The sequence below is a fragment of the Prochlorococcus sp. MIT 1307 genome, assembly GCF_034092395.1.
Lineage (GTDB): Bacteria > Cyanobacteriota > Cyanobacteriia > PCC-6307 > Cyanobiaceae > AG-363-K07.
In genome coordinates, this window is sequence record NZ_CP139301.1 from 1,954,454 (window position 1) to 1,979,389 (window position 24,936).

General features: G+C 41.4%; 25 protein-coding genes. 11 read left to right on the top strand and 14 right to left on the bottom strand.

Annotated elements, in window-relative coordinates:
- The first annotated feature begins 92 nt into the window (after positions 1-92).
- Positions 93-1,322 carry a nickel pincer cofactor biosynthesis protein LarC gene (gene larC, locus SOI82_RS10110; RefSeq protein ID WP_320667279.1) on the top strand — a complete coding sequence of 410 codons (1,230 nt, stop codon included), beginning with the start codon at positions 93-95 and terminating at the stop codon, positions 1,320-1,322.
- A gap of 11 nt (positions 1,323-1,333) precedes the next feature.
- Positions 1,334-2,302 carry a lysylphosphatidylglycerol synthase domain-containing protein gene (locus SOI82_RS10115; protein WP_320667280.1) on the top strand — a complete coding sequence of 323 codons (969 nt, stop codon included), beginning with the start codon at positions 1,334-1,336 and terminating at the stop codon, positions 2,300-2,302.
- Between the two features lie 39 nt (positions 2,303-2,341).
- On the opposite strand, the gene SOI82_RS10120 is transcribed toward SOI82_RS10115, so the two are convergent.
- From SOI82_RS10120 to SOI82_RS10135, 4 genes are all read right to left on the bottom strand, one after another.
- Entirely contained in the window at positions 2,342-3,928 is a 1,587-nt protein-coding gene (locus SOI82_RS10120; RefSeq protein WP_320667281.1) for an iron ABC transporter permease, read from the bottom strand.
- Positions 3,925-5,031, bottom strand: coding sequence for a GTP-binding protein (locus SOI82_RS10125; RefSeq protein WP_320667282.1), 1,107 nt, complete (start codon positions 5,029-5,031; stop codon positions 3,925-3,927). Before SOI82_RS10125 ends, SOI82_RS10120 begins: the two co-directional genes overlap by 4 nt.
- Positions 5,032-5,101: 70 nt before the next feature.
- A complete protein-coding gene (locus tag SOI82_RS10130) occupies positions 5,102-5,392 on the bottom strand; it encodes a 4a-hydroxytetrahydrobiopterin dehydratase (protein ID WP_320667283.1) in 291 nt (96 codons plus the stop codon).
- Positions 5,389-6,054, bottom strand: a complete 666-nt coding sequence (locus SOI82_RS10135; RefSeq protein ID WP_320667284.1) for a secondary thiamine-phosphate synthase enzyme YjbQ — start codon at positions 6,052-6,054, stop codon at positions 5,389-5,391. The genes SOI82_RS10130 and SOI82_RS10135 overlap by 4 nt, the downstream gene beginning before the upstream one ends.
- A gap of 615 nt (positions 6,055-6,669) precedes the next feature.
- Between SOI82_RS10135 and SOI82_RS10140 the strand changes: the two genes are divergently transcribed.
- Positions 6,670-8,247, top strand: coding sequence for a carboxypeptidase M32 (locus tag SOI82_RS10140; protein WP_320667285.1), 1,578 nt, complete (start codon positions 6,670-6,672; stop codon positions 8,245-8,247).
- A 28-nt stretch (positions 8,248-8,275) separates the two neighbouring features.
- Complete coding sequence (locus SOI82_RS10145; protein ID WP_320667286.1) at positions 8,276-8,863, top strand: inorganic diphosphatase; 588 nt, start codon at positions 8,276-8,278, stop codon at positions 8,861-8,863.
- A 115-nt stretch (positions 8,864-8,978) separates the two neighbouring features.
- Here SOI82_RS10145 and hemC read toward each other — a convergent pair whose 3' ends face one another.
- The gene (hemC, locus tag SOI82_RS10150; protein WP_320667287.1) at positions 8,979-9,932 is read right to left on the bottom strand and encodes a hydroxymethylbilane synthase; all 954 of its coding nucleotides are present in this window, start codon (positions 9,930-9,932) and stop codon (positions 8,979-8,981) included.
- A gap of 218 nt (positions 9,933-10,150) precedes the next feature.
- Positions 10,151-11,443, bottom strand: coding sequence for an RNA polymerase sigma factor RpoD (rpoD, locus tag SOI82_RS10155; protein ID WP_320667288.1), 1,293 nt, complete (start codon positions 11,441-11,443; stop codon positions 10,151-10,153).
- A gap of 388 nt (positions 11,444-11,831) precedes the next feature.
- Between rpoD and priA the strand changes: the two genes are divergently transcribed.
- Positions 11,832-14,114 carry a primosomal protein N' gene (priA, locus tag SOI82_RS10160; RefSeq protein WP_320667289.1) on the top strand — a complete coding sequence of 761 codons (2,283 nt, stop codon included), beginning with the start codon at positions 11,832-11,834 and terminating at the stop codon, positions 14,112-14,114.
- 21 nt (positions 14,115-14,135) lie between these two features.
- On the opposite strand, the gene SOI82_RS10165 is transcribed toward priA, so the two are convergent.
- Genes SOI82_RS10165 through SOI82_RS10175 form a run of 3 tightly spaced genes read right to left on the bottom strand, consistent with a single transcriptional unit; the run spans position 14,136 to position 16,716 of the window.
- Positions 14,136-15,227, bottom strand: a complete 1,092-nt coding sequence (locus SOI82_RS10165) for a DUF3153 domain-containing protein (RefSeq protein ID WP_320667290.1) — start codon at positions 15,225-15,227, stop codon at positions 14,136-14,138.
- Positions 15,228-15,230: 3 nt separating this feature from the next.
- On the bottom strand, positions 15,231-16,157 hold the full coding sequence (gene argB / locus SOI82_RS10170; protein ID WP_320667291.1) for an acetylglutamate kinase: 927 nt from the start codon (positions 16,155-16,157) through the stop codon (positions 15,231-15,233).
- Positions 16,138-16,716, bottom strand: a complete 579-nt coding sequence (locus tag SOI82_RS10175; RefSeq protein ID WP_320667292.1) for a DUF2854 domain-containing protein — start codon at positions 16,714-16,716, stop codon at positions 16,138-16,140. The genes argB and SOI82_RS10175 overlap by 20 nt, the downstream gene beginning before the upstream one ends.
- 52 nt (positions 16,717-16,768) lie before the next feature.
- On the opposite strand from SOI82_RS10175, the gene SOI82_RS10180 reads away from it, so the two are divergent.
- Entirely contained in the window at positions 16,769-16,960 is a 192-nt protein-coding gene (locus tag SOI82_RS10180) for a hypothetical protein (protein WP_320668423.1), read from the top strand.
- Between the two features lie 13 nt (positions 16,961-16,973).
- Here SOI82_RS10180 and SOI82_RS10185 read toward each other — a convergent pair whose 3' ends face one another.
- Positions 16,974-17,450 (bottom strand): single-stranded DNA-binding protein, encoded by a 477-nt coding sequence (locus SOI82_RS10185; protein WP_320667293.1) that lies wholly within the window; start codon positions 17,448-17,450, stop codon positions 16,974-16,976.
- A 29-nt stretch (positions 17,451-17,479) separates the two neighbouring features.
- Between SOI82_RS10185 and SOI82_RS10190 the strand changes: the two genes are divergently transcribed.
- The gene (locus tag SOI82_RS10190; protein WP_320667294.1) at positions 17,480-18,286 is read left to right on the top strand and encodes a precorrin-6A/cobalt-precorrin-6A reductase; all 807 of its coding nucleotides are present in this window, start codon (positions 17,480-17,482) and stop codon (positions 18,284-18,286) included.
- A 32-nt stretch (positions 18,287-18,318) separates the two neighbouring features.
- Complete coding sequence (gene cutA, locus SOI82_RS10195) at positions 18,319-18,666, top strand: divalent-cation tolerance protein CutA (RefSeq protein ID WP_320667295.1); 348 nt, start codon at positions 18,319-18,321, stop codon at positions 18,664-18,666.
- Here cutA and SOI82_RS10200 read toward each other — a convergent pair.
- The 4 genes from SOI82_RS10200 to SOI82_RS10215 all read right to left on the bottom strand — a co-directional run bounded on the left by SOI82_RS10200 (position 18,659) and on the right by SOI82_RS10215 (position 23,409).
- Positions 18,659-19,672 carry an adenosine kinase gene (locus SOI82_RS10200; protein ID WP_320667296.1) on the bottom strand — a complete coding sequence of 338 codons (1,014 nt, stop codon included), beginning with the start codon at positions 19,670-19,672 and terminating at the stop codon, positions 18,659-18,661. The two genes, cutA and SOI82_RS10200, sit on opposite strands and share 8 nt — an antisense overlap.
- A 56-nt stretch (positions 19,673-19,728) precedes the next feature.
- Entirely contained in the window at positions 19,729-21,042 is a 1,314-nt protein-coding gene (locus SOI82_RS10205; protein ID WP_320667297.1) for an adenylosuccinate synthase, read from the bottom strand.
- A 94-nt stretch (positions 21,043-21,136) separates the two neighbouring features.
- Entirely contained in the window at positions 21,137-21,571 is a 435-nt protein-coding gene (psb27, locus tag SOI82_RS10210) for a photosystem II protein Psb27 (RefSeq protein ID WP_320667298.1), read from the bottom strand.
- Positions 21,572-21,618: 47 nt separating this feature from the next.
- Positions 21,619-23,409, bottom strand: a complete 1,791-nt coding sequence (locus SOI82_RS10215) for a proline--tRNA ligase (protein WP_320667299.1) — start codon at positions 23,407-23,409, stop codon at positions 21,619-21,621.
- A gap of 144 nt (positions 23,410-23,553) precedes the next feature.
- Here SOI82_RS10215 and SOI82_RS10220 point away from each other — a divergent pair, with 144 nt between their 5' ends.
- From SOI82_RS10220 to SOI82_RS10230, 3 genes are all read left to right on the top strand, one after another.
- On the top strand, positions 23,554-24,018 hold the full coding sequence (locus SOI82_RS10220) for a resolvase (protein WP_320667300.1): 465 nt from the start codon (positions 23,554-23,556) through the stop codon (positions 24,016-24,018).
- A 121-nt stretch (positions 24,019-24,139) separates the two neighbouring features.
- Positions 24,140-24,439 (top strand): hypothetical protein, encoded by a 300-nt coding sequence (locus SOI82_RS10225; protein ID WP_320667301.1) that lies wholly within the window; start codon positions 24,140-24,142, stop codon positions 24,437-24,439.
- Positions 24,381-24,908, top strand: a complete 528-nt coding sequence (locus SOI82_RS10230; protein WP_320667302.1) for an inorganic diphosphatase — start codon at positions 24,381-24,383, stop codon at positions 24,906-24,908. The genes SOI82_RS10225 and SOI82_RS10230 overlap by 59 nt, the downstream gene beginning before the upstream one ends.
- Positions 24,909-24,936: the final 28 nt, after the last annotated feature.

Consider the following 24,936-nt stretch of genomic DNA (forward strand, 5'->3'; position numbering starts at 1 on the left):
AAAACTGGCCTTTTTAAATTAAGCAGAATAGTGTTAATTAAATATCGTTTCTATTTAGCCTGTACCAACTTTACTTTTAGAAGCAAGTAGTAATGAAATCGCTTTTTATTGATTGTCCTACAGGTATTGCTGGAGATATGCTCTTGTCAGCACTTTTAGATATTGGAATTCCCAAGAGGGTTATTGAGGAACCTCTGTTATCAATTGGTTTGGGTAAAACCTTTTCTTTAGGTATTCAAGAAGCTCGTAGTTTTGGGATTAGAGGATTAAGAACTTGTGTAGAAGGATTGCCTGTAGCGCCTTCTTCTACACGTTTGAAGAAAATAATCGAAATAGTCGAACAGGCCTCTTGGTCAAATCCACTCAAAAATAAGGTTTTAAATGTCTTTATGACACTAGGTGCAGCTGAGGCGTCAGTGCATGGAACAGCTTTGGAGGATATTCACTTGCATGAGGTTGGATCTTTAGATGCTCTTATTGAGGTGGTGTCCATATGTGCTGCAGTTGAATATTTGAACCCTTTAGAAATTTGTTGTTCGCCTCTCCCTACTGGTTCTGGATCGGTAAGTACCTCGCATGGACTCTTGCCTGTGCCTGTCCCAGTAGTTGTAGAACTAGCAAAAACTAATCAAATAAAACTCGTTACTGGTGAGGAGTATCCCAAGGGGGAGTTAACAACGCCTACTGGTCTTGCTTTGATGGTTGTATTGGCCGATAGATATTGTCAGCCAAACTCATTTGAGATAGAGGCGGTTGGCATTGGTTTAGGTAAAAGGAATTTTGATAGACCTAATTTGTTGAGAGCTTATTTATTAGACCAAATAGAACGTCCTCGCATTTTAAGTGAAAGTAACGGACTTACTTGGCAAACTTTATTTTTTCAAGAAGCTTGGATTGATGATGCTAGCCCTGAGGATATAGCTCACCTGATTAATGAGCTGCGAAAAGCTGGAGCTATTGATGTTGTTAGTCAACCTGTTCAAATGAAGAAAGGTCGTCAAGGGGTATGCATTAAAGCAATAGTTACATCAAATGATATTGATGCAGTGCGTTTAGTTTGGTTTTTAAAAAGTACGACTATTGGTCTTAGGGAGAACTTAGGTGGCAGGTGGGTTTTATCTCGTCGAAGAGGCACATGTTTAACAGCTTTCGGGAAAATAGAAGTAAAGCAGGTTCGACGCCCAGATGGATGCTTAACAATTAAGCCTGAGCATGATGAGATAGTTCGCATAAGCCTTGAAACTGGAAAGTCTCTTGAAGATGTACGTAGTCAGGTGATTCGCACATACGAGGATTTTGTTCCTAGCGAGGACTGGTCATGATATTTAATATATTGAACGTTAATTTGCGCCGTTTAAAACTATTTTTAGCTAAGGTATCTCCCCCAGGTGGTTTTCGCTTATGGATAACAATAACTAGTTTAACTTTTGTTGGATATTCGCTTTTTAGAAATAGTGAAAATTTCAACAAGATTCCTCTCGATACAATTACATTTAGTTGGATATCTTTTGGTATTGGAGTCAGCCTTCTAAGCTTAATAGTTAACGCAATTGCTTGGAGATTATTATTGTCTTGGCTGGACTATGATTCAAATAAAATTGAGCTAATACCACTTTTCCTTAGCAGCAACTTGTTGAAGTATTTACCTGGTGGTATATGGCATTTTGTTGAAAGACTTAGGGCCCTAAGGTCTCAGATGGGCTCAGGGCAAGCACTGGCTTCAGTGTTGCTTGAGCCATTGCTGATGGCAGCGGCTGCATTGCTTTGGGTCCCATTAGGAGGTTTTCAATCAGGATTGGAAGGCTTGTGTATTATCCCAGCACTATGTTTTATTAAACGTTTTAGAGATCCTCTACTTAGAAGGCTAGAAAGACTAAAGGCTAATCAGTTAGAGCAAATTTATTCTGAAATTCATTTTGGGAGTGGCATTAATAATATTAGTCTTCAGAGAAGTAATTATCCTTTCAAAGCTTTAATTGCTGAGATCCTTTTTGTCCTTTTTAGATTTCTGGGATTTTGGTGTTGCTTAAATGCTTTTTCCCTTGAGTCGGCCATTCCTTTCATGGAATGGATGGCTGCTTTTGCTTTGGCTTGGACTATTGGTTTGGTTGTGCCTGCCGCACCTGGAGGTGTAGGTGTTTTTGAGGCAGCCTTACTTATCAGAGTGGGTACTTACGTTCCAGAAGCTCCACTTTTAGCTACACTACTTTGTTATAGACTTACAGCTACAATTGCAGACTTATTTGCTGGCTTTGGTGTTCTCCTAAGGAGTAAAATTATAGCTTCAAATATAATTAATTAGTCATAAGAATTAAATCTTTAATTTTACAAATATTGATTTTTAATGTGATCGCTCTTCTTCTATATTAGTACTACTATCTAATCCTGGAATTAATGCTAACGAAGCTATCAGTCCTAGTGAAAGTATTATAAGAGAAGGCACTATTGCTTCAGGCATCCTTTCATCACTGGCATATTGAAAGATTCGCACTGAAAGGGTATCAAAATCAAAAGGCCTTAAAGTAAAACTAAGAGGCAACTCTTTCAAGGTGTCTACAAAAACCAGTAAACCTCCAACACCTAAAGGCCCTTTGAGTAGGGGTAAATGAACATCTTTAAGAACTTTTTGCCATTTACATCCAAGTCCCATAGCAGCTTCATCAAGGGTTGGTGAAATGCGTTCAAAAGCCGCGTCAAGCCCTCCTTTTGCAACGGCTAAAAATCTATCACTATACCCCCATAATAATAAAATTAAAGGAGCGAATCTCCAGGGTGGGCCTGCAAAGGGAAAAAGGCTTAAAGCAAGTACAGCCCCTGGAATGGCATACCCTATACCTGCTAGAAAAGTAAGACTTTTCATCCACTTACTTGTATTCCATCTTTTAGCAACTGACAGTAGTAAAGCTGCTAAAACAGCAAGACTGGCTGCGGCAAATCCAAGCCCAAGACTTCGTACTGTGAGGAGAAGAAGTTCTCCATCGAGCCCTCTCCCCAATTGATCAAAATTGACTGCGATCCAAGCAATTGGGACACCAAGAGTGAAGGCTGGCGGACCAATTGCAATGCTTTGAGCAAGCATTGCTCTGAGTCCTTTGAGCTTCCAACAAGGTGCTTCTCCTCCCGCAACTCCTTCTGTCCAACGGCGACTTCTACTTCTGAGGCTGCGTTCATAGGCGACAAGAATCATGACTATTAAGAGCCCGATAATTGCTAGAGCTATTGCTCCAGTTGGATTGCCATTCGTTACCCAGTTCTCAACTATGCCAGCAGAAATGCTTGGAATATTTAGAAGTTGTACAGCACCTAGCTCATTAATTACTTCCATGCTGATCAGTGCCACTCCCGCGCCAATGGCAGGTAATGCCATTGGTAGCGCTATACGTCTGAAACTGTCCCATGGACCGACGCCTAGACTTCTACATGCTTCTAGTTGTCTCCTCCCACATTTTGTAAAACTCTCTGTGCTTAGTAGGAATACATATGGGTAAGTTGTAAGTGCCATAACTAAAATCCCCCAATTCATTCCATAAATCCTTATGGAATGAATACTTCCCAGGTCTATAAGTGTTGCTGAAAGTAGATATGCTGGAGTTGCAAGCGGCAACAGTTGAGCAATCCTGAGCAATTTCCTACCAGGAAAACGGCAATTAGCTAGTAACCAACCATTTGTGGTGCCAACAAGAGCTCCAACTAGCCCAGTGAAAACAAGTAAGAATAATGTCCCCATGATTTGTCTAGGCCCGTCTACCCCAAGGCCGATGGAACCGTTTTTTAAGCCGTTGAAACCTTCTCCTAGTAGTCCAATTAAAGGCCACAAGGCAATAAAACAAACAATTACTGCAATAGCACTAAGTATTGTTCTACCTGAGTGCCCTTTGGAAGGATTCAAAACTTTTTGGCTTTTTTTCAGTGAGATTCCTGATTTCATTTAGCAAAACCTTTCCCATCATCACGAGTCACGCAAGCGTGTAGCTGACTCCTAAGTGTGGAATGGTCAAGTTGGCGACCAATTAAGACAAGTTGATTCTTCCTTTCGCTTTTCCAATCTGTGTCATCAATAGAGAATCGTTTACCTGCAAGATGGAAAATATGTCTTCGTTCGCTTTCGTTGAACCATAAAATCCCTTTCGCTCGGAATACGCCCGAAGGAAGTTGGTTGTCTAGGAAATTTTGGAATTTTCGTAAGGAGAATGGATCATTACTTTCAAAAGCCAAGGATGTGAATCCTTCGATTTCTAAATGGTCAGAGTTGTGAGTTAGCTGATGTTGTGATTCATCATGATTGTGTGAATGCTGGCAATGTCCATGTTCGTGGTCACAATCGCTGTGGTCTTGGTGTTGTTGAGTTGGGCTGATTTTTATCTGATCGGTTTCAAAAAGACCAACACTCATAAGTAGAGGTAATGAAATTTCACCCTTAATAGAGCGCAAAATCCTTGCATCTTTTTTTGTCTCTCTAAGCTGTGCTTCTATCTCTAATAGGCGACTCTCTATAACCAGATCACATTTATTTAGAAGAAGGATGTCTCCATAAATAACCTGAGCTCGAGCCACTTCGCTATCGAGAAGTTTGAGGTTGAAATTTTCAGCATCGATAAGAGTGATAATTGAATCAAGTCGCGTTAGATCTCGTAGTTCGCTGCCAAGAAATGTCATCGCCACTGGGAGAGGGTCTGCAAGACCTGTTGTTTCAACTACTAAATAATCAATCGAGTTAGGTTTTTTTAGGACTCGCTGAACTGCTTCTAGTAATTCACCATTAATCGAACAACAGATGCATCCGTTGCTTAGCTCAACCATTTCCTCACCGGTCGCAACAATCAGGTCATTGTCGATACCAATTTCTCCAAACTCATTGACTAGAACCGCAGTTTTTAACCCTTTTTGATTAGTTAAAATGTGATTTAGCAATGTTGTTTTTCCCGCACCGAGGAACCCTGTGAGAATTGTTACGGGTATCCCAAGAGAGTCCTTTGTTCCTTCATCATTATTAGAGGAATTTACTGAAGTGGTGGCGATTGATTCACTCATGGCTTGATGTGGATTAGGTTTTTTAGAGCAAGGCCTTTTGTAGGTGTTAGCTATTTTCTTTCCCCTTCAATCATTTTGTGTCAAGCATATTGATTGCCTTGGCTAGTCGAATATCGAGTTGAGTTATTCCTCCTGCATCATGAGTAGTTAATTCAATTGTCACTTTTGAGTAGACGTTAGTCCACTCTGGGTGATGATTCATTGCTTCGGAAAGCATTGCTACTTTCGTTATAAACCCAAAGGCTTCTATAAAATTTAAGAAACGCCACTCTCTTTTGAGTCGAGATTGCTGAAACTCCCATTTTGGAAGTTGTTGTTGAAGTGAAGCGAGTTCTTTTTTGTTTAATAGCTTTTCTTTCATTGCATTCCTTCTGGTGTGATGGAATCAGCTTTGTTTGTTGGATCCTGAATGCGATGATTTAATAAGTCAAAGTTAGTGTTGGTGCTATCTTTGTCTTTATTCATAACCTCAGAATTGTGTCTTTTACGAACAACTTCGTTAGGCTTCGATGCATTAGTTCTCGCAGTTAGCGTAGCGTTACTTTCAGCGAAAAAGGTAGCTTTGTCTTCTTCAACTTCTCCGATTGCATGTAAATATAACTTTCTTGAATGCCTTGAATAGCGATGCTCCCAAAGGTAGATGGCCTGCCAAGTACCTAGCACAAGCTTTTTTTCATTGATACTAAGACTCAATGAACTACAAGTAAGTGTTGTTCGTATGTGTGCTGGCATATCGTCGACACCCTCTTCATTATGTCTATATAAAGTGAATTGTCCTTGATGATTGGGCTTTCTGACGCCTTCTTCAGGTACAAGTGCCTTCATAAAAGATGAAAGATCTTCTAATACTCTTGGATCAGCATTTTCATTGATCGTGAGGCTGCAGCTTGTATGCTTTGTAAATAAAACCAAGATACCTTGGTGGAATTTATTTTTAATTATCCACTTGTTGATTTCAGAAGTTATATCTATAAACCCTTCGCCAGGGGTTTCGATTGAAAGCTCAGAGAGGATCTGTTTCACTTACAGACCATAAATTCCCATTGATTATATTTAGGCTGCTTTCATTTGCCAACACAGATTAGATTACTGATATATGAAGGTCTTTATGAATTATTCGTATTCTGATAGCATCAAATAAGCATTTAGGTGGAAGGGTTTTGAGATGAGTTGATAAATGCCGTTCTATTGAGAGAGCCTATTTTTTAGAGGGATTTTTTTTATGTTCGAACTCCAGTTCTCAAAGTTACCTTGTATTTAATATCTTAACCTTCATTGTATGACTTCTCTTTGCTACGTGAAATTAGATGTCAAGGACAATAAAAAATGTTGATGGGAACTTAATCAGTTGAGTAGAGATCAAGAGGTAGTTATTTCTGATCTAAGAGTTAAAAGAAGTTGCTCGGAGGCCAAACTATATCTGTAAAATTCCCTTTTCTCAGGCGACCTTGAGAGTTCGATTTTAATCGATGGATCTAGAAGGGACGTGCTTTTTTAGACACTCTCCATGTGATGCTCTCTTTACCCTGTCAAATAAAAAAGCTTTTTTTCCAAGAAATATAGAGGTCAATTTTTTACTTGATTGGCAAAAAAAGATATCTCGTCAACAAGTTAAGGACTTACAGCTAGCTTCTTTATATGGTTATTTCTGTGAGGGATCCAGCTTTGCCTGCACTTGCTTGGCATCGACTTGGAGATTATTTACATGAGACTCAGCTTTTGGGCTCTATTCAGAGAACCCTTTACTGGGACCAAAACACTACTATGCCAAAAGATTCGGCTTCATGGAGAGCCGAGCAACTAAGTCTTTTAGCAAGGCATTTGCATGCAAGACAAAGTAGTAAGCATTATGAAGAACTTATTGCCGAAGCAAAGCTTGAGTTTAATCAGATTCGTTTTTCTGGAGATTTGAATCAGACAGAGATTGCGGACCGAGCTAGAAATATAGAGTTGTTAGAGCAGGATCTTATTCGTCAGAAGCGTCTTGATCCTGATTTAGTCAGCCTGCTTGCAACTGCACAAGCAAACGGCTACAACCTTTGGAAGCAAGCTAAAGAGAGTTCTAATTTCAATTGCTTTGCTCCCGCATTAAGTAATCTTATTGAGCTTAGACAAGAACAAGCAAGACAGCTTTCAGAGGCTAGAAGTTGTTGGGAGACATTGGCTCAACCATTTGAACCTGATTTGTCTATCTCTCGCTTAAAGGAATTATTTGACCCTTTGAGATATGCCCTACCTGCGTTGCTTAATGATATTAAATCCTGGAAAAGACCAAGGAATCCTAGTTGGGATCTCGAACCAAAATCTCAGAAAGTTCTCTGTAATCAATTACTTAAGGAGTGGGGTAGAGATTCCAATATTACGGGTGTTGCGATGTCCCCACATCCATTTTCAATCACTCTTGGGCCCAAAGATTTTCGATTGACGACTCGTGTCGTGGAAGGACAACCTCTCTCATGTTTTTTGGCCACTGCGCATGAGTGGGGACATTCCTTATATGAACAAGGCTTGCCCACGCAGTCTCATCAGTGGTTTGCATGGCCTTTAGGGCAAGCAACATCTATGGCTGTTCATGAAAGTCAGTCACTTTTTTGGGAGAATAGAGTTGCTCGAAGTAGTTCTTTCGCAGAGAGATTTTGGCCACACTTTGCTAAAGAGGGTGCTCCATTGAAATGTGGAGTTGACCTTTGGCAAGCAATGAATCCATTGACACCTGGTTGTAACCGGGTAGAAGCTGATGAATTGAGCTATGGCTTGCATATTCTTATTCGTACAGATCTTGAAATTGCTTTACTGGAGGATGGTCTAGAGGTAGAAGCCTTGCCACTTGAATGGAATAGGAGATATCAGGACTTGCTTGGAATTCTTCCCCAAAATGATACTGAGGGTTGTTTGCAAGACGTTCATTGGAGTGAGGGGCAATTCGGCTATTTCCCTTCTTACTTGTTGGGTCATTTGGTTAGTGCTCAGTTGGCAGAATCGATGAATGAGTCACTTCGTGACACCGGAATGACAGAAGACGAACCTATAGATGTTTGTATTCGCAATGCCGACGAGTCCAAGTTGCTTGATTGGCTTAGGCAGGAGGTGCATTTACACGGGCGAAAAATGAACACAGAAACTTTGGTGGAGCACGTCACGGGCTCCTCTCTTTCAAGTTCTGCTTTCCTAAAGTATCTCCAGAACAAACTAGAGAAATTGAATAACAGCTTCTAGGATGGTCAGCTGGGATTTCTATTGATTTATGGCCAACATCGAACAGTCCCCGAGTAGGAGCATGCCAAATTTATTACATGTTTTGCCTGCATTTGCGGATGAAACTCTTCTGCGCCTTAACACCATTGTTGAGCTCAATTCCCATACAATCAACAAGTATGAGTTGATTACTGAAACAGGTCACCTCAAGCTTGATCGAGTGGGATATTCCACTCTGGCTTACCCATTTGCTTACGGATGTATTCCTAGAACTTGGGATGAAGATGGCGATCCTCTAGATATTGAAATCGTTGGAGTAACAGAACCGCTAATTCCAGGGTCGATTGTTGAAGCAAGAATAATAGGAATAATGACTTTTGATGACGGAGGAGAAGTAGATGACAAAGTAATTGCTGTTCTTGCAGATGATAAACGGATGGACCATATAAAAAGTTTTGAGCAGTTAGGAGAGCATTGGTTAAGCGAAACTAAATATTATTGGGAGCACTATAAGGACCTCAAGAAGCCAGGTACCTGTAGAGTTAATGGCTTTTTTTGTGTTGAGAAAGCAGTTGAAATTGTGAAAGAGTGTGAGGCTCGCTACCTTTCAGACATAGCTCCGAAATTAGTCAATTAATCACAGCTAACTTGCTTACTATAAATAATACCTCCGTACTTATTTGAAATTCAAAGTGATATTGAGCTCAATTCTGAGCTTTAAGGCGGTTCGAATTGGATTAATAGCTCAACCCTTAAGCTTCTGGCCTTACAGCTTCAAATATCTCTTGAAGAATTTCACCAGCCCCTTGCTTCTTCAGCGAATTTGCAAGATCTATTCCAATTGAGTCAGGGTTATTTATTGAGCCCCGTTTCTCATCACGAATTAATCTTTGCCCATCCAAGCTGGCAACCATTCCTGTCAAAATTAATTCTTCAGACTCAATTTTGCTGTTTACTCCGATAGGCACTTGGCACCCTCCTTCTAGTTCTCTTAGAAAGGATCGCTCAGCTAGGCATCTTAGGGAGGTTGGTTTGTGCTCAAGGCTTTTAATTACATTTAGTACCTCAGGGTTGCCTTCTACGCATTCGATTCCCAGTGCTCCCTGGCCAACTGCATGAAGAGAAATCTCACTGGGAATAATTTGGTGGATTCGATTTTCAAATCCAAGTCTGCTTAGTCCTGCGGCTGCAAGAATCAGACAGTCATATTCACCGGAATCTAGTTTTTCGAGACGGGTGATGACATTACCTCTGACATCTTTAAATATTAGTTCTGGATATTTGTGTCGCAGCTGTGCAAGTCGGCGAAGCGAACTGGTCCCTACGACTGACCCAGCAGGAAGTGTATCCAATTGATAATCAGCATTTTTCTTGTTGACTGCTAGCGCATCTGCTGGATCCTCTCTTTCTGTAATGCATCCAAGCATTAAGCCCTCAGGAAGATTGGTTGGGAGATCTTTTAGAGAATGAACAGCTATCTCTGCTCGTCCAACAAGCATTTGTGCTTCAAGTTCTTTTGTGAAAAGACCTTTATCTCCAATTTTGGCTAGTGCTACATCGAGAATTTTGTCACCTTGAGTGGCCATAGCTTCTACAGAGATGACCAGGTCAGGGTGCCTTTTTCCCAGCTCTTGCTTAACCCAATTTGTCTGGACCATGGCCAGCTGGCTTCGGCGAGAGGCGATGCGCAGTTGGTCGAGGGTCATTGATGGAAATTCTTTGCACCTATTCACATTAAACATTCGACCTTCCGAAAATCACTCACGCTGACAATCCGTTATTAGATCGATGGTCGTAGGGCTTTTTCAAGCCGGCCATTGGTTGAAACTAATAGCTGAGATTACTTCTACTTTTTTACCTTTATTTTTATAGTTAAAAACTACTTTTTCTTGCTCGATGAATCATTGAGTTTATTAACACTACTTTATTTTATATATTCTTTTAAAACCCCATTTCGATTTGGATGACGAAGCTTTCTTAGAGCTTTGGCTTCAATTTGACGGATTCGTTCACGTGTTACATCAAAAATTTGGCCGATTTCTTCTAGTGTTTTCATCCGCCCATCATCCAGTCCATATCGAAGACGAAGAACATCTCGTTCTCTTGGACTGAGAGTGGCTAGAACACCTTCTAAATCCTCTCTGAGAAGATTTTTTGCAACGTCTTGCTCGGGATTCTCAATGTCAGCCTCGATAAAATCTCCCAGGCGAGAATCTTCTTCCTTCCCAATCGGTGTTTCAAGTGAAATTGGCAATTGAGCACTCTTAGCTATAAAACGCAATTTTTCAATTGTCATCTCCATACTTTCTGCGATTTCTTCTTCTGTGGGCTTTCTACCAAATTCTTGACTTAGGACTTTGGTCGTTTTCTTAATTCGCGAGATGGTTTCATATAAGTGCACAGGTAGTCGAATAGTGCGACTTTGATCGGCAATTGCTCTAGTGATAGCTTGGCGAATCCACCAGGTTGCATAAGTAGAGAATTTGTATCCCTTTTCATGATCAAATTTTTCAGCAGCTCTAATAAGTCCTAGGCTTCCTTCTTGAATTAGATCTTGGAAAGAGAGTCCTCTATTCATATATTTCTTTGCAATAGAAACAACCAGGCGGAGGTTGGATTGAACCATTTTTTCTTTTGCTCTTCGTCCAAGCATTAACCTTCGACGAAATCTGATTAGGGGCATTTCTACAAGTGCTGCCCATTCTTTAGTTGTTGGATAGTGATCGTTTTCGCTTTCGAATTGTGCTGCAAGCTCTTCTAGCTGGAGAAGATCTGCGATTTTTCTAGCCAATTCAATTTCTTCATCAGGTCTGAGGAGTCTTATCCGTCCGATTTCTTGGAGATAAACTCTAATTGAATCTTCTGTATAAACTCCTTTTGGACCGATCTTGATGCTTGCTAATGCTCGTGCTCGTGCCTCTTGTTCGCTTATTGATAATGAAGAAGTTGTAGTGGAAAAATCTGAGTTTTTAATTTCTTCTGACGAGATTTCAGCTTCAGCTAATAACTGATCAGCTGCTGCATCTAATGATTGGGTTGTAGAAATAACAGGTTTATTTTTTGATTTTTGATTCTTTTTAGATGCAGGAGAAGCGGCCTTCTTTTTTTGCTGTGGTTTTGCTTTTGGAGCTTTTTTCTTTTCTTTTCCTTCCGTGGTTGGAAGAGTTAATGCTTGGCTGGCAGGAGTGGATTTGGATTTTGTGGCGGCTTGGCTCATTTCAGGACACGCGAACTAACAAGGGTGATCGGCTAATCGAAATGCAATATGTTGCAAAATGCGATGCCGTGATGGCAATAACACCTAAAAACGAAGCACAGGGAATCTTGAGAAATCGAGATAATCCAGTGATCAAAAATCCTCAGGAGAGTTTGTTGATCGTATTTATCTGATTAGATAAGAGGTGTGATGGTTTTAGATGTGGAAACTGACAAAGATGTAAATGTGGATTGGAGCAGTGCTGTCAGGGGCTTTCTCAGACCGGCATACCTTCTAATGGGGCATTCCAAAAGTGGTAGTTGCTTCTTGTCTTCCCACTGGACGGAACTCTGCTCTGTTCCGACAACAGCCTTAGGGCTGTCCAACAATCTAATTTTAAAAAAAACTTGTGACCTCGGCAAGTAATGATTATCAGCCACAATCTGCGGAAGTAGATGTGTGGTTGGATGTGGGGAAGGAAGGTCGTTGCTTTACCTATCAAGACATTCATCAATTTGGCCTTGGATTTGGCGATCTTGTGCGGGTCCGTTTAAGAGGTAGGTCTATGAATGGTCTTGTAGTTGCAAGACGATTTGCCTCAAAGGAAAAGGAATGCCAGCTGCAATATGGAACTAATGCTTTAGCAGCAGTAGATGCGCTTGTTCAGCAGGCTGCTGTTGACTCTCAATGGCAAGACTGGTTAGAAGAGATGGCCGATAATTGTCACATTAGTGCTTTTCGAATGCTGAAAGCTGCTTTGCCTCCAGGTTGGTTGGGGCAAAGAAAGTTGATAAATGAAGGGGCTAAAAGTTTTTGGTGGGTCTTGCTTACCCATAAAACTCCTAAGGGGAGGGATCTTACTGCTCGTCAAAAAGACTTAGAAAACTTCCTTCGAATTGCAGGGGGAGGGGCCTGGCAAAAGGAGCTTCATTCTGAAGGCTTCTCTTTGGGGGTGATTAGCAGTTTGATAGCTACAGAAGTAGCGACTAGAGAGAAGCGTCAGCTGATTGATCAGGCTGAAGTTATTTCTAATTTGTTGGATCCTTGTCTAAATGCTGAGTTAGAGGCTCCTCAACCTTTAACTGAAGAGCAAGCAGAGGCGATAAAGATTTTTGATGAACAGCCATTGGGAAATGCTTTGTTGTTATGGGGAATTACTGGTTCAGGGAAGACAGAGGTTTATTTGCAAATTGTCGCAAAGGAATTGTTAGAGGGTAGAAATTGTTTGATCCTTGCCCCTGAAATTGGATTGATACCACAATTGGTTGATCGATTTAAAAGGCGTTTTGGTTCTCATGTATTGGAATATCACAGCGGTTGCTCTGAAAAAGAGCGCGTTAAGACATGGCGCAAGATTTTGAGATCTCAAAATCCACTTGTAGTTGTAGGGACTCGATCAGCTGTTTTCCTCCCACTTTCTCCATTGGGTTTAATTGTGCTTGATGAAGAGCATGACAGTTCGTATAAACAGGAATCGCCAATGCCTTGTTATCACGCCAGAGAGATGGCTTTGAGTCGAGCAAAAAACACTCGGGCAAAAGTTGTTTTAGGTAGTGCAACGCCATCGTTATCTACTTGGAAAAACCTTGTCCCTAATGGGCCCATAGCGCTTGCTCGATTAAATAGGCGTATTTCTGATAAGCCTTTACCAACTGTTCATGTTGTTGATATGCGGCAAGAGTTGGCCGCAGGTCATCGCCGACTTATTAGTCGCTCTCTGATGGAGCATCTTTCGCTATTGCCAGAAGCTCGGGAACAGGCAATTGTGTTAGTTCCAAGGCGAGGGTACAGCAGCTTCTTGAGTTGTAGAAGTTGTGGGGAAGTAGTGCAGTGTCCTCATTGCGATGTAGCTCTAACAGTTCACAGAGGAGGGAACGATCATCAGTGGTTGCGTTGTCATTGGTGTGATCATCGCTCAGCTGTTGAACCCTTTTGTAGTAACTGTGGTTCCAGTGCTTTTAAACCTTTCGGTGCAGGAACACAGAGAGTGATAGATCATCTGGCTCAGGAATTAGAGGGAGTTAAATTTTTACGTTTTGATAGAGATACCACAGGAGGAAGAGATGGACATCGACATTTGCTTGAGAAATTCGCTTCTGGTGAGGCAGATGTACTCATAGGTACTCAAATGCTTGCTAAAGGGATAGACCTACCTCGAGTTACTCTTGCAGCTGTATTGGCTGCAGATGGGTTGTTACATCGCCCTGATTTGTTAGCAGGAGAACAGAGCCTTCAGCTTTTTATGCAACTTGCAGGTCGTGCTGGTCGAGGTGAACGCCCTGGAAAGGTTTTAATACAAACTTATTGCCCAGAGCATCCCGTGATCATGCATTTGGTGGATGGTCGCTATGAGGAGTTTTTAAAAAAGGAATTAAAACTAAGGATGGAGGCAGGCTTGGTACCTTTTAGTAGAGCTTGTCTGCTTAGATTTTCGGGAGAATCAGCATTGGCCACTGCTACTGCAGCCTCTGCATTGGCCGAGCAGATAAGACCACTATGTGATTCAAATAGTTGGAATGTAGTTGGCCCTGCTCCTGCTTTAGTTGCCAAGGTTGCTGGCAAAAGTCGGTGGCAGATTTTGTTGCATGGCCCTGAGTCAAGTCCTTTGCCTCTACCAAAAGGAACCGAATTATGGGATGGACTTCCTAGAGGAGTTTCTCTTGCTATAGATCCAGATCCACTACAACTTTGATTTAGTGAACTAAATCACTTTTTATGGGGGTAGTTCAGGGAAACCAAAACCCATATTTAATCGAATTCTTTGAAGGACTAGGTTTAACCCAAGCAGCATGGTTACAAAGATCGTTCCTAGACCAAGGTGATTCCATCGCCATTGGCGAAATTTAAGTGTGTTTACCTCGCCTTGCTTCATTGGCCATTTGACATGATCACCTTCCAATATTGGTAATGAGGGGCTACCGATTAGCTTTGCTTTGTCAATAGAATGAATATTTACCAATAGCTTTAATCCAGGAATTTCGGGTAAATCCTCTAAATTCACCACTAATTTAAATTCCTGCTGGACTCCTATAAACCAATTTTTTTCTTTTAAGGACAGAATTGGCGGAGTTATTTCAAACCCTGCTGATTTAGCAGCAGTTGAGAATGTTTCTTGGAGTATAAGACTTGCTTCTTCAGATCTCAATATAGGAGTTCTGATTTTTTGACCTCCTTCTCGGAAACTTACAACTTCCCCTTTGGAATGTCTTTCCTTTAGGGCATTCTCGAATTCAAGCTGCCATGGTAAAAGTTGTTTTGTATTACTTTTAATTTCCCATCCCAGTTTTATTCTATCGGGGCCAGAAATATCTACTTTGGTGGTTATTTCTACACACCCACTTAACAGAATAGTTAATGCAGCAATTACAAATAGAGTTAAAATTGAGAAGCCAAAGTCCAGTCCACTTGTCTCTCCGGTTGGAGGGAGAGGAGAAGTTTCTGAATCGTTTGATTTTTTGTTAGTTGAATAATAGTTACCTTTTGTTTGAGTCGTTAAATCTAAAGTTGGCAGTTGAATTGACCAGTTGGCTGGTCTCCCTAAGCTTGGTGATTCTAGAACCTCTAATAATTGTTTAGACATTTGGCGTAGTTCATTATCTTTACAATGGGTTAATTCACGACACATAGATATGGCTTTTTCATTGTCTCCTTTCCCCATCAACGCTGTAATCATTAGCATCCTTATCTTCGGACCCTCCTGACTATTTAGAGGTTGTTTTTGAGCTAATTCCTCTAGTGCAATTAGGCATTGACTGTAGTCACCTCGCTCTAAGGCAGCCTCAGCAAATGCTAGGGCTGAGTCCATATCTCAGCTACTTCCTAAAAACATTGTTCCTATCCCAGAGTTGGTAAAGATTTCCAGTAGAAGGGCATGAGGAACTCGCCCATCGATGATATGAGCAGCAGCCACTCCTTGCGCTAAAGCTCTTATACAGCATTCAGTTTTAGGGGTCATTCCACCATTAACTATGTCGTCATTGATTAGTTGACGTGCTTCCATCAAACTTATTTGTTTTATTAGTGATGAAGAGTCATTTTTGTCTCTCAGAATGCCAGGGGTGTCAGTTAAAAGGATTAGTTTTTCTGCTTCCAGGGACGCTGCAAGTTCACCCGCTACTGTATCTGCATTGATATTGTGAGAACGACCATTTTGTGTTGCAGCAACGCTTGATATAACTGGGACGTAGCCTTTTGAAAGTAGTGGCTCCAGAACATCTGGATTCACACTTGCAACATCTCCTACCAGGCCATGGCTCCCATCCCCCCATGGGCGAGCTTTTATTAAACCGCCGTCTATTCCACTTAGGCCAACTGCTTGTGCTCCAAGCTGGTTTATTCCGCTAACAATTTGCTTATTAACTCTTCCAACAAGCACCATTTCAACAACATCCATTGTTTCTGCATCTGTCACTCTTAGTCCGTCACGAAATTCAGCAGCAATATCAAGCCTTTGAAGCCATTGGTTGATTTCAGGACCTCCGCCATGGACTACAACAGGTTGCACTCCTACGCTTGCCAAAAGAGCGATATCTCTAAAAACGGCCGTTTGTAAGGCCTTGTGAGCCATTGCCGCACCGCCATATTTGATGACAATTCTGCGCCCAGCAAATCTTTGGATATATGGCAGAGCTTCACTGAGTACAGAAACTCTCAGTGATTCATCTTCTAATTTGGTTACTTGATTAGCGTCCAAGAAAGGATTAATCACTGTTATGTCACTGTCCGTTAGTCCCATGCTGAGTTGTTTGTTCAACTTCGCTTTGTTTTGGAACAATCATTAAATCAATTTGACCTTCTTGTGGTGAAATTAATTCTGCTTGCATATCTTTAGCAAAAAATCTTCCTAGGCGCTCTTGTTTTTCTTGCCAGCGATCAAAAGGCACCCCTGCGATGTTAAACCTTAAACGAATTCCCAGGCCCTTTGTAGTTTCTAATTCTTCTATTTCCAATAGTTGTGGTGGATTTTCTTGGTCCCATAGTTTTAGGGCAATTAGAGAAGACTCAAGATGAGCATGTTGTCCATAGCGCCATCTAGTTACATCTTTCACAACTTTTGCAAGTTCTGGAGACTCTTTTCTTTCGACTTTTGAGAGTTGAGACTTAGGACTGATTTTTTTTGTTGGCCGTAATTCTGTTGTCTTTAGCGCGAGTCCCCCCAAGAAGATTGGGAACCCGTAAAAGAGTGTTGGGACGCTGAGGTTTGCTGCGCCTGATAAATAAGCTGTCAAACCTACAACTGTTAGGACAGCTCCCGAAACAGTTATTAAGTTGGCTGGGGAAATTAGTTCCTTCATGATGTCATTTTTGCGCTCAATGTTCGAGGATGGTTCTTTTGGAGGATGTTCAATGGCAATTGCTCAAAATAAATCGAAAAATCTTTCTGCGTTAATAGCTAAGTTGGATAAGGATAGAGCTTGGTTATTGGAGCAGATCGATCGTGGAAACTGGCCTGAGCTTCGATTGGATTTGGCTGCATTAGAAAGGGAGCTAGGCCAACTCGTAAGCAAGGCTTCTGATCAAGTCGAGGGAGAGAGTTGACATAAGGGATCCTTCAGAATGGAATGTCATCTGTATCTGGTACAAGCGGAGCGCTATTCCAGCTAACTGATTCATCTTTCGATTCTAGGCCCTGTGATCTTGGAGGATTGTTCGCAGGTGATTTCTCAGAAGATGTGTTCACTCTCGTGGAAGCAAAATTTGTACTGTTTATTTCTTCTTCAACTGGTGCAGAAAGATTGTGGAATTTAGTAAGGGTCAACTCGGCACGCTTCTCTTTGCTCCCATCTTGACGTGGGATTGTATTCATTCTCAAACGACCTTCCACAACAAGCTTTTGTCCTTCTTGAACACGATTTTGCAACTCTTGAGCCATGTTTCCCCAGCCAACAACCTTGAGTTCGCTAGATGGGTCATCCGCTCGAAGCCCTTCGAATAACACTTCCATTTCTGCAATAGGGGTTTTGTTGTCTTGTGTATAACGAATCGTTGGAGCTTTCTTAACTTGGACTTCGAGCAAGCAGTGGTTCATTTCATGTTCTTGTAGTGAGGGCTATCTTGATGCAATTTCAAAAGAATGGCCAGAGGCATATTTGGTTACTTGCAGGCACCGGTGAAGGTCCTACTATTGCGTCTCTTTTGATTGAACAAGGCTGGAAGGTTAGCGTTAGTGTTGTTTCTATTCAAGCTTCCTGGCCTTATTCAGAGATGTCTTTGACATCTCTTTGTATTGGGCCCCTTCAAGGCGTTGAAGGTATTAAAGGATTCCTTGACGAAGCCTTAAATGAGCACCAAGGATTTGATTGGGTGATAGATGCAACTCATCCTTTTGCAGTGGAAATCAGTTCGAATCTTGAGAAGGCCTGTAGAGAATTTGGTCAGAATTTGCTTCGATATGAGAGGCCTTTGGAGGCGCCATCTAGGACGTTTTTGATTAAGGATTTATCAGGGCTTTCTAATTGTTCTTTGCAAGGGAAAAATATTTTGATGGCTCTTGGGGCAAGACACCTTCATGAGGCTGTGCATGCAGCTCGTCAATGTGGTGCAAGGGTATTTGCTCGAGTTCTGCCAACTCCAGAAAGTCTAAAGCAATCTTTAAATTGTTTACTTCCTGAAGATGACCTGGCGGTTTTTCGCCCGCTTCAAGGTAATCAGATTGGAGATTTGGAAAGAGCTCTTTGTAGGCGTTGGTCAATCAGTGATGTTATTTGTAGGCAGTCTGGTGGGGCTACTCAAGAACTCTGGCAGGATATTTGTCATCAGGAGGGCATAAATTTATGGCTTATTTCGCGCCCTAAACTTGTTAGTAAAGTAGAAGTTTTTCATACTTTTAATGCTGTGATGGGTCGAATCTCAATATCCAAATAGGCTTTAGAAGTTCTTTTCATGTTTGCACTTCCATGGTTAATGAAGACTCTTCTGATGAATTGGTTTTAGTTCTCACAACAGAAGTAAGCACTAATATTGCTGATAGCTTGGCAAAAGAACTGTTAAGGCAAAAACTTGCGGCTTGTGTGAATCTTCGTGAAATAAGAAGCTATTTTATGTGGGAGGGAGAACTGGAAGAAGTTAAAGAGGCTCAACTATTAATTAAAACAACTAATAATCAGTTGCAGAATCTCCTAGAAATGATTACGGATTTACATAGTTACGAAACCCCTGAACTAATACATTGGCATGTATCTGCTAGTGATGCTTATATGGAATGGGTTAAAGAAGTTACTTTGCCTGCTTATGAGTCTAACTAAAGGAGTTTTCTGCTAGCAAACTCTTAAGCGGAACCTGCGACCTTGATCCAAGCTGAGTAACAATTTGCCCCGCACATAGTGATCCAATCGCCCCACATTTAATGAGATCTTGGCCAGCTGTATAACCATAAAGGAACCCACCTGCATATAGATCACCGGCTCCAGTAGTGTCTATTAGCGTGCCCATTTTATAGGGATTGATTTCATAGGTATTATCTTCAGAAAGAATTATTGACCCCTTTTCTCCACAAGTAAGAGCTGTTACCTCGCAGCGATCTCTTACATTGTTTATTGCCATTTTTAAGTCTTTAGCTTGGTAAAGAGAAATTATTTCACTTTCATTAGCAAAAAGAATATCGATATGGTTATTTACAAGATTCAGAAAACTTTCTCGGTGCCTTTCTACACAGAAAGAATCAGAAAGTGAGAGGGCTACTTTCCCCCCTGCACTCTTGCATGTTTCAGCTGCAGCAATAAAGGCTCTTTTAGCAGCTGGATTGTCCCATAAATAACCTTCCAAATACAGTACTTTGGTTTTTTTGACCATTGAAAGATCTAAATCTTTTGGCTCAAGTAACACTGAAGCCCCTAGATAAGTACACATTGTGCGTTGGGCATCAGGAGTTACAAATATCAAACACCTAGCAGTTGCAGGGCCTTCTAAAGCTGGCGGTGTTTCATAACAGGCTCCTGCAGAACGTATGTCTTGAGTGAAAATTTCGCCAAGGCTGTCATCTCTAACTCGACCAATAAATCCTGATTTGCTTCCTAGCTGTGCAAGTCCAGCAAGTGTGTTTGCGGCAGAACCGCCTGAGGTTTTGTGCCCATGTTCAATAGATCCATAAAGTTGTTCTGCCTGTTTTTCATCTAATAAAACCATGCTTCCCTTTGTTAGGGATTTGGCCTTTAAAAAAGAATCTTTGGTTTGAACAAGTATGTCAACAATGGCATTTCCAATCCCGATCACATCAAAATCATGATTTCTAAACCTTGAATCCATTGACATTAAACTCTTGAATAGTGTTAGGTGAGTTGAAAAGAAAATAATTTTCTTTGAACTAGTTAATGATTTAAAAGGGCACGCTTAGGACCATGAATAGGGTCTTCCACAACAATTGTCTGGTCTCTACTCGCTCCTAATGAAACAATAGCTATTGGGACTTCCATTAATTCAGCTAGGAAGCGCAAGTAATTCATTGCAGTGGAGGGTAAGTCTTCCAGTCGGCGACAATCAGCAGTTGAACAATTCCAGCCAGGCAATGTTTTGAAGATGGGCTTGCATTTAGCAAAGCTTTCAGATGAGCTTGGGAAGTGTTTGAGTGTTTTTCCATCTAGTTCATAAGCAATGCAAACCTTGATTTCGTCTAACTCATCGAGCACATCGAGCTTTGTTACCGCTAGACAATCCAGCCCGTTTACCTCAACTGCATATCGTCCAATCACTCCGTCGAACCAGCCGCAGCGTCTTCGACGACCTGTTGTTGTGCCAAATTCACCCCCTCGATCACATAGCTGATCATTGAGGCTTCCTTCTAATTCAGTCGGGAAGGGGCCTTCTCCTACCCTTGTTGTGTAGGCCTTTGCGACTCCTATCACTCTGTCTATCAGTGTTGGCCCTACTCCTGCTCCAATACAGGCTCCTCCTGAAACGGGGTTTGATGAGGTCACATATGGGTAGGTGCCGTGATCTAGGTCTAAAAGTGTGCCTTGAGCACCTTCAAACAGTATGTTTTTGCGATTTCGTGCTGCGTGATGAATAGCCCTTGTGCAATCAACTACATGTTGAGAAAGTCTATTGCCAAATGTGAGGTATTCCTTGATGACTTCTTCGGGGTCTAAAGGTGTAACCCCATAGATCTTCTTTAACAGATCATTTTTTTCATTTAGAGGAACAAGAAGTCTGTCTCGCAGTCTTTGCTCGTCAAGCAAATCTATAACCCTGACTCCATTCCTTTGTGCCTTGTCTGCATATGTTGGACCAATACCTCGGCCGGTTGTCCCTATCTTTTTTGTGCCCCGTTGTTGTTCCATTGCTTGATCTAGCAAGCGGTGGTAAGGCATTGTTACGTGAGCAGTAGATGCTAATTGAAGTCCTGAAATATCAATATCATTTTCTTTAAGCATTTCAATTTCTCGGAGCATTACTTTGGGATCTACAACCGTTCCAGATCCAATCAAACAAATGGTGTCGGGGTAAAGAATCCCAGAGGGGATGAGGTGAAGCTTCAGTACCTTGTTATCTACGACAATCGTATGCCCGGCATTAACTCCGCCTTGATAACGGACAACGACATCAGCAGAGCGACTAAGTAAGTCGGTGATCTTGCCCTTCCCCTCGTCACCCCATTGAGCACCTATTACAACAACGTTTGCCAAGGAAAATGCGGCCCGAAACCGCCAAACTGCAAGACAAGCAACCTTCGCAGATCTTCCTACCCTGAGTCAAAGGACTGAAATTAAAGAGCATTTTTCAACTTTCTTTTGTGGCAAGTTGTGCTGCTTTCTCCAGTTCGTTGTTTAGGCGTTCTTTTAATTGATCAGGCAAAACTCGATTAGGAAAAGTCTTGTAATGTCCAGCCATTGCATTCAGAGCTGTCTGCATTGTTGTATATGACATGCTTTGATTTACTTGAGAGCGGTTTCTATATCTTGATATATATGCGGTGATTAGCTGAACCGCTTCAATTTCTGCTTCTGGTTTACGTTCTTCATCTTTTGGAATTGCAATAGTTTCTTGGAGGCTGTGAGCTACTGAGACAGTGTCGCTGATGTAGTCGCCACTCATTAAAGCTCCACTGGCTTCAACACTTGGGACCAGAGGACTCAATATTAGACAAAGTCCAATCAAGACAGCCAGAGCTGCTCCCAGCGCCCTCTTGTACAGGTTCTGGAAAGCGGAAGTCATTTGTCAATAGCGAGGTCCTTTGACTTTATAGGGCAAGAGAAGCTATATCAGGTTCTTTCTGCAAAGATCTCCTCTAATAGTTTTTGCATGGCTTTGTCACTACTTAATAACTTGGACTGTTTATTTGATCTCTTGACTAATTCAACTTTTCCTGACGCGGCATCCCTTCCTACGACAATTCTCCATGGGATACCAATCAGATCTGCATCTTTGAACTTAACTCCAGCTCTTTCAGCTCTATCGTCTAACAAGGTATCAATGCCTTTGGATTGCAAAAATTGATAAAGCTTTTCCCCTAAATCTTTTTGTGAGGGGTCTTTGATATTGGCTATTACAACAATTACTTCGAATGGAGCAATTGCAATTGGCCAGCAAATACCAATTTCGTCGTGATTTTGCTCTACTGCAGCCTGGGCCAGCCTGGAAATACCTATGCCATAACAACCCATTATGAAAGGCTCTTGTTTCCCCTCTTCATTTGTAAAACTTGCTCCTAATGCTTGGGAATATTTGCGCCCAAGTTGAAAGATGTGTCCAACTTCAATGCCTCTTTTTTCGATAAGCTTTTGGCTTGGATCATGAAGGCATAAATCCCCGGCTTTTGCATTCCTTAGATCAAATTGTTCTGGTAGCCCTCCAAGGAGCTCCCAATTCATGAAAATTCGATGCTGGTCTTTTGTGTTAGCACCGCACACAAAGTTTGTGAGTTCGGCAGCAGTTTTATCCGCTATCCTAAGGAACTTGTTGTTCCATTGTTTCGCACCATTCAATATAGAATCTGTTAAGTCAGGACCAATAGATCCGAAGGGCCAAACTTCTAAGCCTTGGACCTTTAGTTGCTCAGGAGTGATTTGTGAAACACCAAGAACTCCTTTGCTTCTCTTCTTAGTTAGTACATTTATTAGCTTTACATTGTTAAGCTCTTGGTCTCCTCTAATACTTATTAATATAGGTTGTTGTTCACCATCTTCAAAAACAGCCAAGGTTAGAATTACTTTTAGAATTTGTGATTTTAAGAGATTGTTCGATTTGCAGAGATCTTCAATAGATTTTTGATTCGGAGTCTCAAGAATACTGGGCTTATTATTTGCTAAAGCGAGTGCCTCTGGTGCTTTTGAAACTGCTTTTTCTTGATTCGCTGAGTAAAGACCATCTAAGCTTAATAAGATCAAGTCTTCCCCTGACTCTGCTGTGACCATGAATTCTTGAGATCCAGAACCGCCTATCGCTCCACTATCAGCATCTACTGGGACTGTTTGTACACCACATCTTAAGAAGATTTGTTTATACGCTTTATGCATTGTGTTGTAAGTATTTCTTAGATCTTCTTCATTTGCGTGAAAAGAGTATGCATCTTTCATGATGAATTCTCGGCTACGCATTAAGCCAAATCTTGGACGAATCTCATCTCTAAATTTTGTTTGGATCTGATAAAGACTTACTGGTAATTGTTTGTATGAGTTAAGTAGATCTCCTGCGATTTTTGTTATTATTTCTTCATGAGTAGGGCCGAGCCCGAGTTTTCTTCCTTGACGATCTTCTAGATGGAACATAATACCTTCTCCAGCTGTATAACTGGTCCATCTGCCACTCTTTTCCCATAATTCAGCAGGATGTAATTGAGGCAAAAGTGTTTGAAGGCAACCTGCAGAGTCCATTTCTTGTTGAACAATTTTTGTGATTTTGCTCAGGACTCTCCATAGCAGAGGCATGTAGGCATACACCCCTGCTGTAATACGACGAATGAAGCCTCCTCTTAGAAGCAGTTGGTGTGAAGTTATTTCTGCTTCGGCTGGAACGTCTCTTAGCGTCACCAGCATTAGGCGGGAGACGCGCATAGTTCTTATTGCATAGAAGAAAAGAAACTAACACCCGGTATAAATAACCAATGTGAGGATTGTCACATTCCTGTGAACTGCTCTGTTGAGGTTGAGTTTGCTCTGCTAATTTCTCATGAACCGATGGCTTCCTGAGAGGAGATTATGTTCAGTGGGCATGTAGATCCTAATTCTATTGGTTCTTCTTCAGTGCCTGAACTAAGTAAAGATATTCAAGCCGTAATAGCTAACTCTGACTCGCTTGTTGGCGTTGATGATGTTCAAAGATCTTTAAATCGTTCAAGGGCATCAGTGTATCGGTATACCAATACAGACCCTCGTAATCTTAACCCTACATTTAACCCGCGGAAGCTAAATCCTGAATATAGAAGTGATCAGAAAGACCCGCTTTTGTTTCATCCCAATGAAGTTGCTCGCTTCGCAAAAGATATTCTTAGAATCAAAGAAGTAACCGTTGAGGTGCTTAACTCTCCTTCTACTGCAACTCAACAGGTATTAGTTTCTATTCTTGAAGAACTTCGTTTCATTAGATCTCATATTGAGGACTTGAAGAATTCTCCTGCTGATCTTTCGACTCATCGTGACCTTCAAGATCGTCCTGCTGCATAGCTGAATTAAATGACAGAATTAAGTGCAGCTTGTTTGGAAATGGTTTCCTCCTTTCTTTAGTTGCCTAGCTTCAAACCCCTTTTATGTCATTTCTTGCTGGGCTTTCTCAATTCACCTATGAATGGATTCCGAATTAACTGCCATCTCAAAGCCTTATATCCAGGGTGAGATGTCATCAAAATCGTCTCAAAATGGAGTAATAGAAGGCATAGATGGTGAAGACCCTTACACTTTGAGTGGTACTTCTATTCCTTTGTTTGGTTTGACTATGGCGATTGCTGTAGTTGGAGTTCCTTTAGTAGCAGTGCTTACTGAAAGGCCTTCAAGCAGGGAAATATTTGTCCCCACTGCCGTAGAAAGTGATGGATCTAAGCTCCCTCTTACCCTCTCCCTCCCCAGGCTTGGTGAATCTCGTAGTTGAGATTCCAGCTGGAAGTAGGAACAAGTACGAATATTTTTCTGAGGCTGGAGTAATGGCCCTTGACCGAGTATTGCACTCCTCGGTTCGCTATCCATTTGATTATGGCTTTATTCCAAATACTCTTGCAGAAGATGGTGCTCCTCTTGATGCAATGGTAATCATGGCTGAGCCAACTTTTGCGGGATGTCTTATTAAGGCTCGTCCTATTGGTGTTCTAGATATGCATGACTCTGGTGCATATGATGGAAAACTTTTATGTGTACCTGTTGCAGATCCTCGTCAGAAAACCATTCGCAGCATTCGACAAATTGCGCCTAATCAACTTGAAGATGTTGCTGAATTTTTTCGTACTTACAAAAGCTTGGAAGGGCGAGTAATTGTTATAGATGGTTGGCGAGACTTTGATGCTGTTGATGGATTACTACAGAGTTGCATAGTGGCTGAAAAAAATGATCAAGAAATAGACTAAAAACCTAATGTACTTATTTCAATTGAAA

Bases quoted from the DNA above. Each gene is read 5' to 3' on its own strand.
- larC (WP_320667279.1), top strand. From the start codon at position 93: ATGAAATCGCTTTTTATTGATTGTCCTACAGGTATTGCTGGAGATATG.
- SOI82_RS10120 (WP_320667281.1), bottom strand. From the start codon at position 3,928: ATGAAATCAGGAATCTCACTGAAAAAAAGCCAAAAAGTTTTGAATCCT.
- SOI82_RS10125 (WP_320667282.1), bottom strand. From the start codon at position 5,031: ATGAGTGAATCAATCGCCACCACTTCAGTAAATTCCTCTAATAATGAT.
- SOI82_RS10130 (WP_320667283.1), bottom strand. From the start codon at position 5,392: ATGAAAGAAAAGCTATTAAACAAAAAAGAACTCGCTTCACTTCAACAA.
- SOI82_RS10140 (WP_320667285.1), top strand. From the start codon at position 6,670: ATGGTTATTTCTGTGAGGGATCCAGCTTTGCCTGCACTTGCTTGGCAT.
- SOI82_RS10145 (WP_320667286.1), top strand. From the start codon at position 8,276: ATGGCCAACATCGAACAGTCCCCGAGTAGGAGCATGCCAAATTTATTA.
- hemC (WP_320667287.1), bottom strand. From the start codon at position 9,932: ATGACCCTCGACCAACTGCGCATCGCCTCTCGCCGAAGCCAGCTGGCC.
- rpoD (WP_320667288.1), bottom strand. From the start codon at position 11,443: ATGAGCCAAGCCGCCACAAAATCCAAATCCACTCCTGCCAGCCAAGCA.
- SOI82_RS10165 (WP_320667290.1), bottom strand. From the start codon at position 15,227: ATGGACTCAGCCCTAGCATTTGCTGAGGCTGCCTTAGAGCGAGGTGAC.
- argB (WP_320667291.1), bottom strand. From the start codon at position 16,157: ATGGGACTAACGGACAGTGACATAACAGTGATTAATCCTTTCTTGGAC.
- SOI82_RS10175 (WP_320667292.1), bottom strand. From the start codon at position 16,716: ATGAAGGAACTAATTTCCCCAGCCAACTTAATAACTGTTTCGGGAGCT.
- SOI82_RS10180 (WP_320668423.1), top strand. From the start codon at position 16,769: ATGGCAATTGCTCAAAATAAATCGAAAAATCTTTCTGCGTTAATAGCT.
- SOI82_RS10185 (WP_320667293.1), bottom strand. From the start codon at position 17,450: ATGAACCACTGCTTGCTCGAAGTCCAAGTTAAGAAAGCTCCAACGATT.
- SOI82_RS10190 (WP_320667294.1), top strand. From the start codon at position 17,480: ATGCAATTTCAAAAGAATGGCCAGAGGCATATTTGGTTACTTGCAGGC.
- cutA (WP_320667295.1), top strand. From the start codon at position 18,319: ATGGTTAATGAAGACTCTTCTGATGAATTGGTTTTAGTTCTCACAACA.
- SOI82_RS10200 (WP_320667296.1), bottom strand. From the start codon at position 19,672: ATGTCAATGGATTCAAGGTTTAGAAATCATGATTTTGATGTGATCGGG.
- psb27 (WP_320667298.1), bottom strand. From the start codon at position 21,571: ATGACTTCCGCTTTCCAGAACCTGTACAAGAGGGCGCTGGGAGCAGCT.
- SOI82_RS10215 (WP_320667299.1), bottom strand. From the start codon at position 23,409: ATGCGCGTCTCCCGCCTAATGCTGGTGACGCTAAGAGACGTTCCAGCC.
- SOI82_RS10220 (WP_320667300.1), top strand. From the start codon at position 23,554: ATGTTCAGTGGGCATGTAGATCCTAATTCTATTGGTTCTTCTTCAGTG.
- SOI82_RS10225 (WP_320667301.1), top strand. From the start codon at position 24,140: ATGGATTCCGAATTAACTGCCATCTCAAAGCCTTATATCCAGGGTGAG.
- SOI82_RS10230 (WP_320667302.1), top strand. From the start codon at position 24,381: ATGGATCTAAGCTCCCTCTTACCCTCTCCCTCCCCAGGCTTGGTGAAT.